At 42.7% G+C, this 18599-nt stretch carries 14 protein-coding genes and 1 pseudogene; 2 read left to right on the top strand and 13 right to left on the bottom strand.

The genetic code is table 11. The annotated features are described in order from the left end of the window. Positions 1-116: 116 nt before the first annotated feature. From RVY80_RS05220 to RVY80_RS05190, 7 genes are all read right to left on the bottom strand, one after another. The gene (locus RVY80_RS05220) at positions 117-827 is read right to left on the bottom strand and encodes a DUF4366 domain-containing protein (protein ID WP_317329866.1); all 711 of its coding nucleotides are present in this window, start codon (positions 825-827) and stop codon (positions 117-119) included. A gap of 25 nt (positions 828-852) precedes the next feature. Continuing rightward, a complete protein-coding gene (locus tag RVY80_RS05215) occupies positions 853-1068 on the bottom strand; it encodes a DUF4315 family protein (RefSeq protein WP_317329865.1) in 216 nt (71 codons plus the stop codon). 11 nt (positions 1069-1079) lie between these two features. Next, positions 1080-2876: a CHAP domain-containing protein gene (locus RVY80_RS05210; protein ID WP_317329864.1), complete on the bottom strand. Its 1797-nt coding sequence runs from the start codon at positions 2874-2876 to the stop codon at positions 1080-1082. A gap of 104 nt (positions 2877-2980) precedes the next feature. Further along, the gene (dinD, locus tag RVY80_RS05205; protein ID WP_317329863.1) at positions 2981-3847 is read right to left on the bottom strand and encodes a DNA damage-inducible protein D; all 867 of its coding nucleotides are present in this window, start codon (positions 3845-3847) and stop codon (positions 2981-2983) included. Positions 3848-3947: 100 nt separating this feature from the next. Then, positions 3948-6347, bottom strand: coding sequence for a VirB4-like conjugal transfer ATPase, CD1110 family (locus tag RVY80_RS05200; RefSeq protein ID WP_459350129.1), 2400 nt, complete (start codon positions 6345-6347; stop codon positions 3948-3950). After that, on the bottom strand, positions 6286-6699 hold the full coding sequence (locus tag RVY80_RS05195; RefSeq protein WP_317329862.1) for a PrgI family protein: 414 nt from the start codon (positions 6697-6699) through the stop codon (positions 6286-6288). The genes RVY80_RS05200 and RVY80_RS05195 overlap by 62 nt, the downstream gene beginning before the upstream one ends. 18 nt (positions 6700-6717) lie before the next feature. Beyond that, entirely contained in the window at positions 6718-7296 is a 579-nt protein-coding gene (locus RVY80_RS05190; protein ID WP_459350128.1) for a VirB6/TrbL-like conjugal transfer protein, CD1112 family, read from the bottom strand. Between RVY80_RS05190 and RVY80_RS05185 the strand changes: the two are divergent. Further along, a pseudogene (locus RVY80_RS05185) lies at positions 7289-7633 on the top strand (IS30 family transposase); the annotation flags it as partial. The gene RVY80_RS05190 and the pseudogene RVY80_RS05185 sit on opposite strands and share 8 nt — an antisense overlap. A gap of 219 nt (positions 7634-7852) precedes the next feature. Here RVY80_RS05185 and RVY80_RS05180 read toward each other — a convergent pair. The 4 genes from RVY80_RS05180 to RVY80_RS05165 form a co-directional block, all read right to left on the bottom strand. Beyond that, on the bottom strand, positions 7853-8620 hold the full coding sequence (locus RVY80_RS05180; protein ID WP_317329880.1) for an MFS transporter: 768 nt from the start codon (positions 8618-8620) through the stop codon (positions 7853-7855). 93 nt (positions 8621-8713) lie between these two features. Then, positions 8714-10123 (bottom strand): 23S rRNA (uracil(1939)-C(5))-methyltransferase RlmD, encoded by a 1410-nt coding sequence (gene rlmD, locus RVY80_RS05175; RefSeq protein ID WP_317329861.1) that lies wholly within the window; start codon positions 10121-10123, stop codon positions 8714-8716. Between the two features lie 25 nt (positions 10124-10148). Beyond that, on the bottom strand, positions 10149-10823 hold the full coding sequence (locus RVY80_RS05170; RefSeq protein ID WP_295189734.1) for a YjbE family putative metal transport protein: 675 nt from the start codon (positions 10821-10823) through the stop codon (positions 10149-10151). Positions 10824-11092: 269 nt separating this feature from the next. Next, on the bottom strand, positions 11093-11803 hold the full coding sequence (locus RVY80_RS05165) for a YjbE family putative metal transport protein (RefSeq protein ID WP_317329860.1): 711 nt from the start codon (positions 11801-11803) through the stop codon (positions 11093-11095). 373 nt (positions 11804-12176) lie between these two features. Here RVY80_RS05165 and RVY80_RS05160 point away from each other — a divergent pair, with 373 nt between their 5' ends. After that, positions 12177-13517, top strand: a complete 1341-nt coding sequence (locus RVY80_RS05160; protein WP_295189728.1) for an MATE family efflux transporter — start codon at positions 12177-12179, stop codon at positions 13515-13517. 310 nt (positions 13518-13827) lie between these two features. Here the strand turns inward: RVY80_RS05160 and uvrC are convergent, their stop codons facing one another. Both uvrC and uvrA read right to left on the bottom strand, forming a co-directional pair. Then, positions 13828-15657 (bottom strand): excinuclease ABC subunit UvrC, encoded by a 1830-nt coding sequence (gene uvrC / locus RVY80_RS05155; RefSeq protein ID WP_317329859.1) that lies wholly within the window; start codon positions 15655-15657, stop codon positions 13828-13830. 12 nt (positions 15658-15669) lie between these two features. Continuing rightward, positions 15670-18519: an excinuclease ABC subunit UvrA gene (uvrA, locus tag RVY80_RS05150; RefSeq protein WP_317329858.1), complete on the bottom strand. Its 2850-nt coding sequence runs from the start codon at positions 18517-18519 to the stop codon at positions 15670-15672. Positions 18520-18599 lie beyond the last annotated feature (80 nt).

Below are 18599 nucleotides of genomic sequence, written 5' to 3'. Positions count from 1 at the left end.
CTCTTTTTTTGGATGCTTTACAGTCGTAGTGGCAGTAGTGGCAGGTGATTTTTGTCCCTGCCCATAACATGGATTTTGTTTCGCAATTTTCTTATTGTCGTTGTTAATAAATAGGCTCACTTTGCATCATCCTCACTTTCCGTATTGTCTTCAGTTTCGTATTCTTCCTCGACGGGATTGTTCTCGTCCTCGTCCTCATCATAGTCATAATCAAGCGGGTCAGTATTACCCTTGGTTTTTGGTTTGTTCTTAAGTGCCTTGAAAAAGTAAAATACGCCAACACCCAAACCGCCTGCAAAGATCAAAATTAGGAGTAGATTGCCTGTGTTGCTCTTTTTCTCAGGTGTTGTCTCAATAGGAGCTGTTACCTTGCCGGCACATTGATTTAGGTCACTCATACAGACAGTGCAATCGTTTTTAACATGGCCTGCCTCGCATTTCTCACTACAATTGCATATCTTGGGCGCCTCTGACTTTTTGTCTTTGTCTTCAATGAGTGCCATTAAGTCGGCTTCGTCTACTAGGTTTAGGAAATATACATTTTCCTTATCGCCTGAACGGTCAATGACTAAGTAAAAGTAGTTGCCATTTTTGGATTGTAGCGTTACAAACTGTTTATCCTTGGACTCTTCGCCCTTAATATCATCCACAAGGGTCAGGTTTCCGTCAGGAGTTAAAGGAACAGTTACGGGAGTAGGTTTATCAGTTACTACGGGAGATGTAGCCTCGCTATTCTCACCACCGTTTGCAAAAGCAGTGGTGGGGAATACGCAAAGACACATCATTACTGCAAGCATGGTAAAAAGCCATGTTTTAATTTTTTTCATGTTCATTATCCTCCTGTGTAGTTGGCTATAAAATAGGCGCATCGCTTTTTTCACGATACGCCTTTAGGAAGCTGGAAAGCTCGCTGGTATTCATCTTCAGACTACGCACAAGCTCTACAATTTCCGTATTCTCAATTTCGGTTTTTTGTTGTTCCAGCTCACGAAGCTTAGATTGATGCTCAGTAATTTTTAGCTTGATCTTGTCTATCTCCATTTGAAGTTTGCTTAGCTTAGTATTCATAGCGTCTCCTTTCAATTCATTAGTCCATATCCCATAATGACATTGCTGTTTATATCATAATCTCTTATGCGGCAGGAATCGCCGCTGTTGCCTTCTACTGTATAAACTCGCTGGCCGTCGGTACCAATGACGATACCTACATGGTCTGCACTGCCGTCGCCTTCCCAATCAAAGAAAATCACATCGCCGGGAGCTAAATCCTTGTAATTACCGTTTGCCCACTGCCCATTATTACGAAACCAAGGAATACCCTGAGATTGGCAGGCGGCAAACTTTGGTTCACTGTATCCTGCTTGATTTAAGCACCACGATACAAAGCAGGCGCACCATTCTACACGGCTGTTAAAGCCATACCATGACCAGTAAGGTTGACCACCTTCATTTCCAACTTGATCTTTTGCGATGTTCACAATATTTTGATTGCCTTCTCGTGTTCCATTTTCAAATTTTACACCGCTTAAATCGGTAGAAGGAGCAGAGTTGTTTGTACCACCACCAAAGATAAATGGCTTATTGCCCCTTGTTTCGAGGTAGATACTATACATTTCAAGCTGTTCAATATTTAGTAGCTTGTTTGCGATGGAAGTGACTGAGAAATTATCAAGTTTTACATTTAAAATGTAGTAATTATAAGGGACTTCCACGGTATACGTATCTCTGTGGGTATTTCCATCATCATCAGTCCATGTATCCGTCCTTGTTTCGGTTCGGTAGCGTACCTCCACCACTGGGGTTAAGGTCAGCTTATACTGCAAATCAAAGACACGCTGCAACTCGACCTGCACCTCGCTTGGCTTGTAGGTCTGGAACAGTGAAGTTAAGTAAGCTGCAAGCTCATGGGGGTTATGCCCGATGGTATCAAGGTCATAGCGGTACTCATCATAATCGGGATACTCACTTTCAATGTTGTCAATTCGTTGTTGCAAGGTATTTTCAAAGGCAGTGTAGTTGTTATCGGTGGCGATAATATCTGCATCCTCTGAGGTGTAGGAAGTTCCGATAATGCTATTCAAGCCACCCTCAAGCATGAGAGAGCAAGAAGAAATTGTACTCATTAGAACGATGATAACAGTGGCAATAGCAAGGAACATAAAAAAACCTTTTCGGTGACTGACAATAAACTGCATCAGTTTATCGGTTGTATCTGCCACTGTAGTAACAGCTTTTTTGGTATTGGCAGCAGTCTGGTGTGAGGTCTTTGCTCCTTTGCCGTACCTTGCAGCGAGGTATTCCTTTTTAATCATTCGCTTTTGTTGCCATCTTGAAAGCGGATTGGAGGAGAGCTGTGGGTTGTTTTTTATATTCTTGTTGTATAGGTAGTTGATCTCTGCATTTACCGTATTTTTTTCTGCTTTTGCAAGCTGTAGGTAAGGCTTAAGCTTGTGGCTGCGATAGGCTCTTTGCATACTACTTGCCACAAATTCGGCACTTTCCTCGGTTTTATGTGCTGCTTCTAAGCCCACGTTATCATGTTCATCTTTTCTAATTTCTTTATGAACCTGAGAGAGTAGCTTCTTTTGAGGAATGGACTTGATGCCATGTGTAAGCTTGGTGGGAGGCTTTGGTTTGTCGATTTCTTCAAAGTTCAAATGCACCTTACTTTTACCTGTGCTGGTATTTACAACACGTTCTGGGACAATGACTTTCTTTTTAGGGATTCTCTCCTGTGATTTTTCTAGTTTGTCAGCTGCTTTTTCTGCTTTTTTAAGTGACTTTTCTAGGGTGGGGACAGCACGTTCTTCTTCCGTAAAGGCAAGGCGAGATACCTTCCCAACAGGACGGAAAGGCTTTTGTCTCTTTTGGCTCAACTAATGATCCTCCTTCCACGCAAAAAGCCGCCTGTATCGCTACAAGCGGCTTAAACGCACGATATGCTAACGTTTTGCTGACCTCAGCAAGACGTTCAAACTGCCTATTCATCAAGCATAGGCGGTTCTTTTTTTTCTTTCAGTTTTTTAAGTTGCTCTTTGCCAATTTCGGCAATGCTCTTTTCGGGAGTAGGTAAATCCTCTGGCATTGTACCCTCGTTTTTTGCTATAGCTTCACGGACAGTCTGTCCGACTTGGTAATGGATGCCACTTGCCGTTTCTAGTCCTTTCGGTTGTTCACGGCGGAGCTTTGCTTCGGTCTGCGTAATGCGGAATAGGTTTGCACCGAGTTCTTCACTGCCCATATGGTCGAGGATTTTTTCACTTGTTTTGAGTTTTTTTCGTCTGTGAATATCTGCGGCAGTCAAGCCGCCATACAATCCCATATAGCCTGCATTTTGAAACTGAGCATATTCCAATTGATCTGTGATGCCCGCTTTATGTGCCGCATCCACTAGCATAGCGTTCCAACTTGTGACCTCACCACGTATAACAAGGCGTTTATTGTCCTCGTCAAGCTCATTAAAACGATCCGCTATTTCCTGTCTTCGGGTCTGTATAGCAAAATAGGTTTGACCGAGAGCGATAGGCTCTTTGCGTGGATCGCCGTTCTGTACAATCAAATAGCAGGCATAGCGTGACAATTCCAAATCGTTGATTTTTTTGCTTGCCCTGTTTGGCATCGCTACCATTTTGCTGATCTCAACAAAATGGTCTGCACACTCAAAACCACTGTTCTGGCAGGACAACATCGATTTATCAATTACCTTTGTGAAATTACGCCATTGGGTGTAATCAAGGACACTGGCAAGCTCACGGGCATACCAAAACTCAATGCCGTTTTTATCAGTGTGCTTTATATCTTCAAATTGTTTATATTCTGCTGCAATTAGTGTTGCCAATTTTCTCACCGCCTTCCGCTCATTATATCATTTTTTCCCACATTGTAAAATGGGAAAAAAGCTTTTGAAAAACAACAGGGGGATAGATTGTCCCCTTGTTGCCTTTTACCTATGCTTTTTCTGTTTCAGTTGGCTTGGTAGTCATAATTCGGTACAGTTCAGTATCCTTCGGAAATTTATCTGCAAAAGGTAGAATAACGTTGCCATAAAAGAGAAGCCCCTCGCCCTCACCCGAATGGGTTACATAGGAAAGTTGATGTGGCGAAATATTCAGCTGCTTTGCAAGGATTTGTCTATCACCTGATGCCTGATTGAGCATATATACAAAGTCGGAGTTTTCAAAGATATTCTCCACTTCACGAGAGGAAAGAAGGTCTTTCACGTTCTGTGTTATTCCTGTTGGGATGCCGCCCCATTTACGAAAGCGTTTCCAGATCTCCACAGAATAGGCGGCAGTCTGTTCCTCTTTTAAGAGTAAGTGAAACTCATCTATATAGTAGCGTGTGGAGCGTTTTTCTGCACGATTTACCGTTACCCTGTTCCAAACTTGATCTTGTACTACGAGCATACCTAGCTTTTTAAGCTGCTTGCCAAGCTCTTTAATATCAAAGCAGACAAGTCGGTTTGTAATGTCCACATTGGTGCGGTGGTTGAATACATTGAGTGAGCCTGTAACATAGATTTCAAGAGCTGCCCTGACATGCTGTGCCTCGTTTTCATCCTGTTGTTTAAGGGCATTATACAAGTCCTCTAAAATTGGCATTTTTTCAGGCACAGGGTCAGAAAGGTAATCAGCATAAATGAGACGAACACAGCGGTCTATGATACTTTTTTCAACAGGCATCAGGCCTTCTTTCCCTCCAACAATCAACTCGCAAAGGGAGAGAATAAAGTCGGATTTCAAGGATAATGGACTTTCATCCTCACTGTAATTTAAGTTGATATCCATCGGGTTTACAAAGTCGGTGCTCGTTGGTGAAATTTTCACCACCTGACCGTTAAGACGATTAACGAGAGGGAAATATTCTGCCTCTGGATCGCAGATAATGATGTCATCTGTAGTAATGAGAAAGATGTTGGTAATCTCACGTTTGGCAGAAAAACTCTTTCCGCTGCCCGGTGTTCCCAAAATCAAGCCGTTGGGATTTTTGAGCTTTTTGCGGTCTACCATGATGAGGTTATTGGAAAGAGAGTTCAGTCCATAGTAAAGAGCCTCGCCGCCTGACTGGAATAGCTCTTGCGTAGTAAAGGGAACGAAAATCGCTGTTGAAGATGTGGTTAAGCTCCGCTGAATAACAGTCTGATTTAAGCCAAGTGGGAGAGAGGACATAAATCCTTGCTCTTGCTGGTAATCAAGCCTTACCAATGTACAATTATGCTTTTGGGCGATGCCTGATGCTTGAAACACAATGTTTTCAAGTTGCTGTTTGGTATCAGCCGTGTTCATCAAAAGGAAGGTCACAAGGAACATTCTTTCATTTCGGCTCTGCAAATCCGCAAGGAGTTTTTTCGCCTCACCACCATAAGTGGCGAGGTCGGAGGGGATAATATCCATATCATAGCCACTGCGGACAGCTTTTTTCTGTTCCTCAATCTTCATCTTATCCAAATCAGTAATCTTGCGTTTAATGGTTTTGATTGCTTTAGTTTGGTCTACTGATTGAATGTGCATGGTTACAAGGAGATTGCTTTCTAAATCGAGAAAGTCTGCTAAAATGCGGTCATTCAGTTCGGGGGCAAGTATCTGTAAAAAGGATACCGCCCCAAATTTAGCACCTGTTTTAAATATTCTGCCCTCACGAAACTCAAAAGAGGAAGGTGCGATAAAGTCCTTTACTGATAGTCCGGAAGGCACAAGCCATTTCCAGTCAAAATGAAAGGTTTCATTACCGTCCATTCTCAGGATATTGTGACAGAGCCTCAGTCTTTCTTTTCCATCGAGGGAGTCTACAGATGCACCAAGCCTCTTAAAGGCGTTCCACAGGTCATTTTCAATTCGCTCCAGTCTTGGTTTTGCGATTTTAACGCTATCAGCTTCTATGCCAAAGGTTAAATACTTGGTTTTCATCAAGCCATTATTCCCCTTAGAAAGCTGACTTTGCAGCATTTCTGAGTATTCACTACGGATACTGTCAAAATCGTCCTGTTGTGGATTGATGGTAACGCTGCTTTCATAGTCATTGGCATTGGCAGTCATATTGAGGAAAGAGAGCTGAAAGTGAATGGAACTGTCAAAGTAATTGAGGAAATCACACCAGCTCTCAAAAATAGCGGTCTTGTCCTCATTTTGGGCAAGCTGATAGTTGATGTCCTGAAAACGAATGGTCTTGGTGTAAAGCTTATCCGTCACACGGCAGATGCCATCGGGGTACATTTTTTGAAATGGGATAGAGTCTTGTGCGGTTTTCTCCTTCTTGTTTCTGTTTCTTGCCATCAAAATGGCAGCGTTAATTTTCTGCCGTTCTGCCTTTGTTAGCTTTAGGCGAGATTGTTTTTCTTTGTTCAACAATGTGTTGTACCTCCTTGTCCAATTTGTCTTGCCTCATTAGAACAGCATAGAAATTGTCGGTTTTATAGGGGCGCTGCTTGGGGTTTAAGAAACGCACCTCAATATAGTGTCTTAGGATAACCTCCAGTGGCTGCCCATGTTTTTCGTAAATGGCAAACATGAATAGAGGTAGCATGGAAAAAATCATCAATAGAGATGATGCACTTGTGCCAACACTGTCCTTTGTGAGGAAAAATATGGGCAATCCCACTGCAAGTGCGGCAGAAAAGCAGATAAGCTGTCGTTTGGTTAGATTTAAGACAACCTTTGTTTTAACGGTGCTTAAATCTTTTGGTACGGATACATAAGCCATAAAAGCTCCTTTCGTCCCTTAGTGGGCATTAAACAGGCTTTTTGCCATTGAACTTGTCTTAAATAGGGTAAAGCAGAGTAGTACTGTGTAGCCAACACAAGTCCACACTGCCTTGATAATATCGCCATCGGTGGAAATGGACTGTACAAGTACGGCATAAATACCTACGCACACCATGATTAGGAACGCCTGAAAGCCAAGGGCGAGCATGGCTCTTAAATAGTTCTGACCCATGCTGCCCCATTCACGATTTACCATTGTTGCAAGGGGGATTGCAGCCATTGAGGTCATTAAATAGATCTCTATCATTCTTCCGTAGATGATGACAAAAATGCAAATAGATAGTGCGGTCATGGTGAAACCTATTAGAGTGCTTTGTAACCACAAGCCTAAAAGAGGGCCGAGTTCCATTTCTTTAAGACTTTCCTCCATGTTGGCTATTACTGTGGTTATGTCGATATTGGTATCTGTGATGATTACACCTGCGGCATTTGATACAACATGCTGTGACATATCAAAAATCCCCATGATGATATTAAAAGTATTTGTGAGAATCAACACAGCCACAAAGGTCTTAAAAATCCATTTAAAAAACATAAAGGATGGAATGTTCCGCGGCTGTTTCAGCCGAGTGTTCCTCAGCATTACGACAGACAATGGCAGTGAGTTTTCTAGCCTGTCGGAGCTAGAGAAACTAAGTCACACACGGATCTATTATGCGCATCCGTACTGCTCCAGCGACAAAGGTACGAATGAGAATCACAACGGCTTATTCCGTCGATTTCTTCCCAAAGGGAAGAAAATCCAGGATTACCCAGTGGAACACATTTCCAGAGTAGAGTGCTGGGCCAACACCCTGCCAAGAAAAATACTCGGCTATAAGACACCCGAGGAGTGCTTTAGGGAAGAAATGCTTGCAGCACTTACTGCATAAAGGTTCGCCGGGTGTTCAACTTATTATTGCAATTCGGGTTTCTTTCTTAATACTTCCTAAATGTAGCTATCGGATCTCCCATTGCAAGAACGCGCTACGAACAGGGAAAGCCGTTTTCTTAATAAAAAAGCCCATCGGTATCGTTCTGAAGCACGATACCGATGGGCCTTTTTAAAATGATCAGGCAAAATCGTTTTCCCGAGGCCTCCAGCTTCAATCCTAAGCTTTTTTGGGAACGGTCTTTGTGATTGCCGCTATCGCGACAAGGGTCATCAAGAGATTGAAAAGCAAGGCCACAGCAGCGGCAAACCTCACTTCCACATTATCGGTACGGCCTATGAAAAGTTCATGCCAGTAAACAACCTTCTCACTGCTTAACCCCGTGAAAATCGCGGCTGAGATTGCAACTCCAAAAGCCGCACCCAAGCTGGAGGCCATCTTGTAAATCCCGGCCGCAGCACCCACCTGGTCCTGTGGGACGTTCGACAAGGCCGCGTCAGTTGAAGGAGTTGCGTAAAACCCTAATCCTATGCCAAACAGTGTGAAACCTATGACTGAGGCTATCATATACTGCCAGGCATAAAGAAAGCTGAGGCAGTTAAGCAGGATGCCCACAGCCGTAATACTGCAGCCCAACAGCATTGGCTTGCGCGGCCCCCATTTTTGCAGGAGCTTTTCCCCGACCCTTATCGTAGCAAGGATGGCAGTCAGGTAGCCCAAGGTAAGCAAACCGGCCTCGAAGAAGGATAAGCCGGCACCCTTCTGCACAAGAGTAAGTGTGACTAAAATCGTTCCTGCGGCTCCATTCAGCAAAAAGTTTGACAGCGTTGCGCCGGTATAGGTGCTGTTGCTGAATAATTTGAAATCAACGAATGCGTTGGCCTTGCTCGACTCAATCTTAAAAAAGGCAATGGCGGCAATCGCAAATGCTATAAACAGACCAATGATAACATTGCTGGTCCAGCCAAGCTTCGAGCCCTGACCGATAATAATGGTTCCTCGATTACAACCAAAAATTCGAGAGCTGAAGTTTAACCTTCAACCCTCGGAAATCCCCTTATTTCAAGTCCTTTTCACACATTACTTCTGAACCCTTGACATCAACGCTACGCACTCCACATGGCTGGTCATGGGGAACATGTCCACGGGTTGGACTTCTTGTAGTTCATATCCGTTATCTACTAAGATGGCGATGTCCCGGGCCATGGTGGCTGGGTTGCAGGATACGTAAACGATTTTCTTTGGTTCCATAGCAACGGCAGAGGTTAGGACTTCTTCCTTACAGCCGGCGCGGATGGGATCGAAAACGATAACATCGGGACGCACACCGTTTTTGTAGAGTTTTGGCATTTCTACGGCGGCGTCGGCTACGATAAATTCGGTATTGGTAAAGCCATTGCGTTTCGCATTTTCCCGTGCATCTAGAATAGCTGGTTCTACTATTTCGATACCGATGACGTGTTTTGCTTTATGGGCTAGGAACAAGGATATAGTTCCTGTGCCACAATACGCATCGATAACGGTTTCATCGCCTTGTAGGTCCGCATAGGTTAATGCTTGATCGTACAGTACTGTTGTTTGTTCAGGATTAACCTGAAAGAAGGAATGTGGAGATAGATTAAAGGAGATGTCCTTGATGCTATCTCGAATGTACTCATCACCATATAGTAAAATATTTTTTGGTCCCAAGATGACATTTGTTTTCTTGGGATTAATATTTTGTACGATGGATGTTACTTGTGGTAATTGTTCGCGAATGGCTGCTACCCATTTGTCTGCATTTGGTAGACTTTCACTTGTGGTAACTAGGATTACCATCCATCCACTTTCACCAATACGGCCAATAACATGGCGCAATATACCCTCGCCGGTGAGTTCGTTATATGGCTCGATACTTAAATGAACGACTGTATCGTAGCAGACCTGAGCGATTTGGTTATTTTCATCTCGTTGGATAAGGCAATTGGTGCCCTGCACGATATCATGAGAACCCATGGCATAGAAGCCCATTTTGATGTGTTGTTTTGTACCACCTACAGGCATTTGCATTTTATTGCGGTACGCCCAAGGATTTTCAGGCCCCTTCGTTGGTTTTACCAAATCGGGATTGAGGTGACCGATACGTTCAATGACATCACGCACTTTTTGCGTTTTAAGGGCCAGTTGTCCTTCATATGTAATATGTTGTAGCTGGCAGCCCCCACAGGTGCCGTAGAGCTCACATTTCGGCTCGATACGATTATCTGCCGGCATATCCACTGATACTAGTTGACCCACCGCATATGTTTTTTTCAGTGTTGTAATTTTTACGGTTACGGTTTCCCCTGGTAACGCAAAAGGGACAAAGACAGTAAAATCCTGTACTTTGCCCACTCCTTCGCCACTAGAACCGATACCATGAATATTGACTGAAACAATTTCATCCATAGAAACAGGCAGATTCGCCCATTTCTTGGATGTTTTTTCTTGTTTTCGTTGTTGTTTTCCCATTGTATCCTACTTATGATTAATGTTACTATTTTCTTGCTTTCAATTTACGGTATGCCTTGATCATCGCTGTTACGATAAGAACGAAGAATACGGTACCAATTTTAAAGAACAATTCCTCACCTTGTACGTATGGCATTAAAATTGGGTCCTCTACCATCATTTCACCGGCAACCCAACCAAGCAAACCACCGCCAAATAACAAGATGATTGGGTATTTACCAATTAATTTAGCAAATATGGAAGATCCGTAAATGATGAGTGGCACCGTAATTAACATACCGACGCTAACAAATTCCAAGTGACCATTGGATGCACCTACTACACCGAGTACATTATCGATACTCATCATGGCATCGGCCATAATGATCGTAAATACGGCGCCACGTAAGGAATCCTTAGCTTCGATATTGTGTTCCTCGTCATCACCTTTCAATAATTGAATGGCAATCCACAACAATACGAGACCACCGCCCAAATGAATGGCTGGAATCAAATGTAACGCCTCTACTAATACCGTTGCAAATAACAAGCGCAACGCGATGGCACCAAATGTCCCCCATAAAATCGCTTTCTTTTGGAGGTCCGGGCTCAATTTTCCTGCGGCCATACCAATAACGACAGCATTATCGCCAGCTAGCAAAATATCTATCATAATAATCTTGCCAATAATTATCCATGTACTTAACTCTAAAAATTCCACATTTCCAACCCCTCATACTCAATCCAACTTAGGTTTCTATTATTTATTTTCTTAATAATCTACCTTGTAGTATAGCATAATTATAGTGCTATCGACTATAGGTAGTATAGAAAAATCCCTCCTGGTGAAAGCTAGCTTTCACTAAGAGGGATCCTATTAATTATGTTGAATCGTATTAATTATCCTGAATCATATTGTATTTATTATTCAGGTAATTCATGAACATATTGGAATTGTTATTCACATACTTACTTGAATATTTCCAATTATTATTCAGCTATTTGCTTATTCTTTTTAGCTTTCACCAAGAGACTAATACCTAACACAAGCTTAGCTTTCACCAAGAGACTAATACCTAACACAAGCACCACTGCGGCAATTTTAATCGCCAATGCATATGGTTCCACTGTATGTTTAATCAAGTTATCCTCAAGACTCATAGCCGCGCCAACCCACGCAAGAATACCGCCACCTACGTATAGGATAATTGGGAAGCGTTCAATGATTTTCACGAACAATGTACTACCGTATACGATGATAGGTACAGTGATAAGCATACCTCCAGCTACAAGCATCATGTCGCCACCTGCGACACCCACTACGCCCAATACATTATCTATGCCCATAATACCATCGGCAATAACGATTGTTGTAATAGCTGCACGAAGATTATCCTTAGCCTCTACATTATGCTCAGAATCATCACCAGCTACAAGTTTGTAGCCAATCCATAATAACAAAAGACCGCCCACTAAACGTAATGCTGGAATATTGTTGATGGCCTCTACGAATAGGAATGCCATAATTAAACGCAACGCGATAGCACCAAATGTACCCCAGAAAATAGCTTTCTTTTGTAAATGTGCTGGCAAATTACGAGCCGCCATACCAATAACAATAGCATTATCTCCGGCTAACAAAATATCGATCAAAATGATTTGAACAATAGCTAATATACCGGCTGCACTAAAATAATCCAATGATTTTCCTCCTAATTAATCACATCTGTAGCAATTTCACGCAGATGTATTACACTGTTATCCTGCTCATAATCCATTGAACATGGTTTCAGTGTATCCTCATGACTATATCGAATATATTAATTATACTAAAAAAATAGATATTAAATCAATGGTTTTATCAAAATTTACATATCAATAAATAATGCATACTACATCATTATTATTTAATACCTTCAGCACAATAAATTCTATAGTTTTCTCAATGCTACCTTATTTCCATCTACTCTGCTATACTATATATATCAATTAAAAGCGTAATGCTGAAAGTACAATCATAGCAATCTGTGTGCCTACACATAGTTTGCTTTTTATTTTGGATTAAGGAGATTTCATGAATCCAACTAATACGATTATAGATAAAATAATCATGTTTATCCGCCTCTTTACACCGATGGCAGTGACACAATTTGCGCTGCTAGGTGGCTCATTCATTGCCATCTTTCTCACCGGGCAATACGGCACCGTCGATCTAGCCGGCGTATCCATCGGATATAATATCTGGATTGCCCTCTACACCTTTATGATGGGCATATTACTAGGCATCACACCAATCGTATCCCAACTATTAGGGGGGCGAAAAATCAAACATATCGGCAACATCACTAAAGAGGGTCTCTATATTGCCACTGGTCTAGCTCTATTACTATGGTTACTGGGATACTTTGGAATGAAGCCATTTTTACTATATCTTAATATGGAACCAGCAGCTTATGAAATTTGCGTCTTCTATTTGAAAGCTTTCTCTATCGGCCTCTTCCCTATTTTATGGGGTTGCACATTACGGAATATTATCGACTCTCATGGATTAACTCATTTTTCCATGGCCATCGTAGTCTTTGGATTTGTCCTTAATGTATTCTTTAACTATGCCTTGATCTTTGGCCACTTTGGCCTTCCTGAGCTTGGTGGCATCGGCGCAGGTTATGCCACAGCTATTACTTGTTGGAGTAATTTTATTCTCTACAGTTTAGTCCTCATTTTCCATCCTACATTTAAAGAATATAATATTTTCTCCAACTGGAAATTACCCTCCTGGACCTATATTCGTGAACAATTACAAATCGGTTTACCTATTGGTTTTTCCATCTTCTTTGAAACAAGTATTTTTAGTATTGCCGGTCTATTGATGGTTCAATTCGGCACCGCTGTTGTGGCTGCTCATCAATCTGCCTTGAGCTTCACCAATATATTTTACTGTTTCCCATTGAGCATTAGTATGGCTGCCACTATCGCGGTTGCCTATGAACTAGGTGCAGGCAAGCCAAAAGAAGCGCGCCAATACGCCTACATTGCACGTATTTTTGCACTAATCGTAGCTACATTACTCTGCTCCTACTCCTTCACACATATGGAAAACATTGCCGGCCTATTCACCTCCGATCCAGTAGTATTCGATTTGATTATGAGCTTTCTATCCTATGCTGTATTCTTTGCCGTTATCGATGCCTTCGGTACACCATTACAAGGTATTTTACGAGCCTACAAAGATGTACGCATCATCTCCTATATCTCACTATTCTCCTATTGGGGCGTATGCTTCCCTGTGGCGTATATATTAAGTAGGATGCCGGAGTATGGGCCGTATGGTGTCTGGATTGGACTCCTTTCCAGTGTGTCCGTGGCTGGGATTTTATTTACGGCTCGGGCCTGGTATATCCAACATAAGAGATAACCATAATTTGTCAGAGTTGGTTTAATCAAATTCAATCAAAAGGATAGCCCCCTCATTTTCTCGCTTCAAAGAGCAAAGCTCTAAGGCGCGTTAAAAAGAGGGGGCTATCCTTTTATACTTTGAGATTAATTTAGTCCTATCCCAACTCTGACAAATTATTACCTTATTCCTTATGTTGCGATTTACAAGCCTCCTTGGCGATAGAATAAAATCCCAAGCACGGTACACACTTGAACATCGTCCAAGATTAGTTGGTGGTGATTTAGGTATGTAGGAGAAAGAGGAATTTTATGTTACAGCTTATAGCAATTTACGGTCTAAGCACCTCTTGTTTTTCGGCTTTGCTCATTCGGAAGAAATTATAAAGCGTCTGTGCGGATTTCCGGTTCATAGATTCCACCTGCTCTAATTCCTCCACACTCGCTTCTTTCATCTTCTCCAACGTACCAAATTCTTTCCACAGTGCTTGTCTGCGTTTTGGTCCAATGCCTTCGATATGATCAAGGATGGATTCAAGATTACGTTTACCACGGAGTTTTCTATGATAGGTAATAGCAAAGCGATGGGCTTCGTCACGAATTTGTTGGAGTAGTTGTAGTTCTGGCGTATGGTGAGACAGGATAATACTATCTGATTTACCTTCCACGAATACTTCTTCGATTCGTTTTGCCAAGGAAATAACTGGTACATCCACAACACCTACTTGGCGAATCAATGGCAAAGCAGCATTTAACTGCCCTTTACCACCATCGATAACGATGAGGTCTGGCATAGGCCAATCTGTTTCATTGCCATAACGACGTTCCATGATTTCAGCCATGGATTTAAAGTCATCTGGCTTGCCTTGGGTGGTTTTCAACTTGAAGCGACGATATTCCTTCTTTGCTGGTTTACCACCTTCGAATACAACCATAGATGCCACCGTTTCCGCACCTTGGGTATGGGAAATATCAAAGCATTCCATACGTTCCGGCAAACGAGGTAAATCAAGTACCTCTGCCAAGCGTTTCACAGCACCACCAGTTTTATCGATTTCATGTTGCCACTGACGGCGGCGTTCATTGAGGAAGGTTTGAGCATTTTCATGGGCCATGTTGATCATATCCTTCTTGTAACCACGCTGTGGCACGGATATATCTACATTTTGGCCTTTCATATCAGTAAACCATTCCGTAAATAATTGTTGCTCGGAACTTTCCATAGGCAGCAATAATTCCTTCGGAATGAATGTGGTAGAACCATAGTATTGTTTGATAAATTCCGTCATAATTATTTCAGCTTCATCGCCTTCAGTATTGACGAAATAGTTCTCACGACCTAGCAGACGCCCACCACGGATGAAGAGCAATTGAACGCATGCCAAATTACCTTCCATGGCAATGCCAAGCACATCCAGATCACCTCTCTGGGTTACCATACGTTGTTTTTCTTGGATTTTACCGATGCTCGTCAATTGATCACGATATCTGGCAGCCTGTTCAAATTCCAACTGCTCTGCCGCATCTTCCATTTTTTTCTGAATTGTATCTAGCAATGGTGTATGCTTGCCTTCAAATAACTGCATTACCTCATCGATGTAGGTGCGGTATTTTTCAGCTTTCACCAATCCCACACAAGGGGCCTCGCAATAATGCATGTGATACTGTAGACACGGACGGTCCACCTTCATGGAACGGCATGTGCGCAATGGATAATAGAGGTACAGTAATTTCAGCACTTGATGCACCGCCGTTACGTCTGTGAAAGGTCCAAAATATTTGGCCCCATCTCGTTCCATGCGGCGCGTCATGTACACGCGAGGGAAATCCTCCTGCACGGACACCTTGATGTACGGATAGGTTTTATCATCGCGGAGCATGATATTGTATTTTGGATGATGCTCCTTAATGAGGGTGTTTTCGAGGATGAGTGCCTCCATCTCCGTTTTCGTTTGGATAATTTCCACATCTACGGCGCGGCGCATCATAGCCGTTACCTTCGGCGCCCGATTTGCATCCTGACGAACATAGGAACGCACACGATTCCGCAAATTGATGGCTTTGCCTACATAGATGATTCGATTGTATTTATCATGCCACAGATACACACCGGGTGTCGTTGGCAGATGGCTCACCTTTTCTAATAATTCTTCAGAAACCATGTACGTCCTTTCTTATTTCTTAGCGGCAACTTTCATAAATTTCTTGGTTTGTTCCAACACAGGTTTTAGGAATTTGCCGGTATAGCTTTCTTTCACCTTGCAAATGTCCTCAGGTGTACCTGTGGCTACGATAGTGCCACCGCGGTTACCGCCCTCTGGGCCAAGGTCGATGATGTAATCCGCCGTTTTGATAACGTCTAAATTATGTTCGATAACCACAACTGTATCGCCACCATCCACAAGTTGTTGTAATACGGATAATAGTTTACGAATGTCCTCAGCGTGAAGGCCTGTTGTCGGTTCATCCAAGATATATAGTGTTTTGCCTGTACTGCGACGTGCCAATTCTGTTGCGAGTTTAACACGTTGTGCCTCACCACCAGATAATGTCGTTGCTGGTTGACCTAACCGAATATAGCCAAGGCCTACCTCTTGGAGTGTCACCATTTTACGGTAAATTTTAGGAATAGCGGCGAAGAATTCCACAGCATCATCGACGGTCATATCGAGTACGTCAGCAATGGATTTACCTTTATATTTTACCTCAAGGGTTTCGCGATTATAGCGATCACCTTTACATACCTCACATGGCACGTATACGTCAGGTAGGAAATGCATTTCGATTTTGATAATACCATCACCACGGCAGGCCTCACAACGGCCACCTTTTACGTTAAAGCTAAAGCGCCCTTGTTTATAGCCACGCATTTTGGCCTCTGGGGTTTGACTGTACAATTCACGAATGGCATCGAATACACCTGTATAGGTGGCCGGATTGGAACGCGGTGTACGACCGATTGGGCTTTGGTCGATATTAATGATTTTATCAATATTCTCTAAGCCTTTGATTTCCTTATGTTCCCCTACGCGATGATAGGAACGATACAATTTATTCGCTAAACCTTTATAGAGAATTTCATTAATCAATGTAGATTTACCAGAGCCACTCACGCCTGTAACGACATTGAATAGACCGATAGGGAATTTCACATTGATGTTTTGCAAGTTATTTTCCTTGGCCCCACGAATTTCGATGCAAGCCTTGCTAGGTTTACGGCGCTCTTCTGGGAGAGCAATAAAGCGTTTCCCACTCAGATATTGTCCAGTAATGGATTCCTCCACCTTCATCACATCTTCTACAGGACCTTGGGCGATGATTTGACCACCGTGTTCACCAGCACCAGGGCCAATGTCCACAAGATAATCAGAGGAGCGCATCGTATCCTCATCATGTTCCACAACGAGCAATGTATTACCTAAATCACGAAGGCCTTTCAATGTTTCGATGAGGCGATCATTATCTCGTTGATGTAAACCGATGGATGGTTCATCAAGAATATATAATACGCCTACAAGACCAGAACCTATTTGGGTAGCCAAACGAATACGTTGGGCCTCCCCACCAGATAATGTACCAGCGCTACGGCTCATGGTTAAGTAATCCAAGCCTACATTGTTCAAGAAGCCAAGACGGGCATTGATTTCCTTCAAAATTTGAGCACCGATGATTTTTTCACGTTCGCTCAATTCTAAACCCGTAAAGAATTCCAATGCTTCTTTAATGGTAAAATCAGTGACTTCATCAATATTTTTACCATCCACCAAGACAGCCAATACTTCTGGTTTCAAACGAGCGCCATGACAAGTCGTACATGGTTTAATGGACATGAATTTTTCAAATTCTTCACGCATCGTATCCGTGCTAGCTTCACTGTGACGGCGTTTTATCATTGGCAAAATGCCCTCGTATTCTGTGAAGAATGTCTTGATTTCACCACGCATGTTTTCGTAGTCAAATTCAACTTTGTCCGTTGTGCCATGCATGATTTTATGTTGCAACGCCTTAGGCAATTCATCGTAGCAATTATCTAACGAGTAGCCATTGGCTTTCAACAAGCCCTCTAATTGACGCATAAACCACGCATTGGGATTGGAACTCAAGGCAAGAACCGCACCGTCGGCAAAGGAAATGGAACCATCTGGAATCACCAATTCCTCATCGACCTCCATGGTGCTACCAATACCTGCACAGGCAGGACAGGCACCAAAGGGGCTATTGAAGGAAAACATACGCGGTTCGATTTTAGGAATGGAAATATGACAATCTGAGCAAGCAAAATGTTGGCTGTACAGGTGTTCAGGTCCGTCCACCTCTTGCACGACCACAAGGCCCTCCGCCCATTTGCCGGCGGTTTCCATGGAATCGGCGAGACGCGTTTCAATGCCTTCTTTCACCACGAGACGGTCAACGACAATGTCGATGGTATGTTTTATATTTTTCTCTAAATAGATGTCCTCATCCAAGGTGCGCACTTGACCATCCACGCGAGCACGGGCAAAGCCCTCCTTACGCAATTGTTCAAATATGGATTTATGTTCACCTTTTTTGCCCTGAATCATAGGTGCCAAAATGAGGATTTTTGTCCCCTCTGGGAAACTCATTACATCATCCGTCATTTGTTGAATCGTTTGTTGTGTGATGGGTTTACCACAATTTGGACAATGGGCATGACCGATACGTGCAAATAACAAACGCAAATAGTCATAAATTTCTGTTACCGTCCCCACCGTGGAACGAGGGTTACGGCTCGTTGTTTTTTGGTCGATGGATATGGCTGGTGAAAGCCCCTCAATGTAGTCTACATCAGGCTTATCCATTTGCCCCAAAAATTGGCGGGCATAGGCAGATAGAGATTCTACATATCTTCGTTGCCCTTCCGCGTAAATCGTATCAAAGGCGAGTGACGATTTACCGGAACCACTCAAACCAGTGAGGACAATAAATTTGTCCCTTGGTAGAGCGATATCTATATTCTTAAGGTTATGCTGACGCGCCCCTTTAACAATTAATTGGTCCTTCATGTTATACCTTTCATATATGTGTATATGGTAATAACTATAGTAAAAGTAACGTAACTAGTATACAGGATGTATCACAATCT

The sequence above is a fragment of the Veillonella absiana genome (assembly GCF_032970865.1).
In the GTDB taxonomy this organism is placed as follows: domain Bacteria; phylum Bacillota; class Negativicutes; order Veillonellales; family Veillonellaceae; genus Veillonella; species Veillonella absiana.
Note: the sequence above shows the minus strand (reverse complement) of the source record. Positions and strands in the feature narration are given on the sequence as shown.

What these genes read in the sequence shown, in the direction of transcription:
- RVY80_RS05220 (WP_317329866.1), bottom strand. Translation starts at nt 827, where the DNA reads ATGAAAAAAATTAAAACATGGCTTTTTACCATGCTTGCAGTAATGATG.
- RVY80_RS05215 (WP_317329865.1), bottom strand. Translation starts at nt 1,068, where the DNA reads ATGAATACTAAGCTAAGCAAACTTCAAATGGAGATAGACAAGATCAAG.
- RVY80_RS05195 (WP_317329862.1), bottom strand. Translation starts at nt 6,699, where the DNA reads ATGGCTTATGTATCCGTACCAAAAGATTTAAGCACCGTTAAAACAAAG.
- RVY80_RS05190 (WP_459350128.1), bottom strand. Translation starts at nt 7,296, where the DNA reads ATGTTTTTTAAATGGATTTTTAAGACCTTTGTGGCTGTGTTGATTCTC.
- rlmD (WP_317329861.1), bottom strand. Translation starts at nt 10,123, where the DNA reads ATGGGAAAACAACAACGAAAACAAGAAAAAACATCCAAGAAATGGGCG.
- RVY80_RS05160 (WP_295189728.1), top strand. Translation starts at nt 12,177, where the DNA reads ATGAATCCAACTAATACGATTATAGATAAAATAATCATGTTTATCCGC.
- uvrC (WP_317329859.1), bottom strand. Translation starts at nt 15,657, where the DNA reads ATGGTTTCTGAAGAATTATTAGAAAAGGTGAGCCATCTGCCAACGACA.
- uvrA (WP_317329858.1), bottom strand. Translation starts at nt 18,519, where the DNA reads ATGAAGGACCAATTAATTGTTAAAGGGGCGCGTCAGCATAACCTTAAG.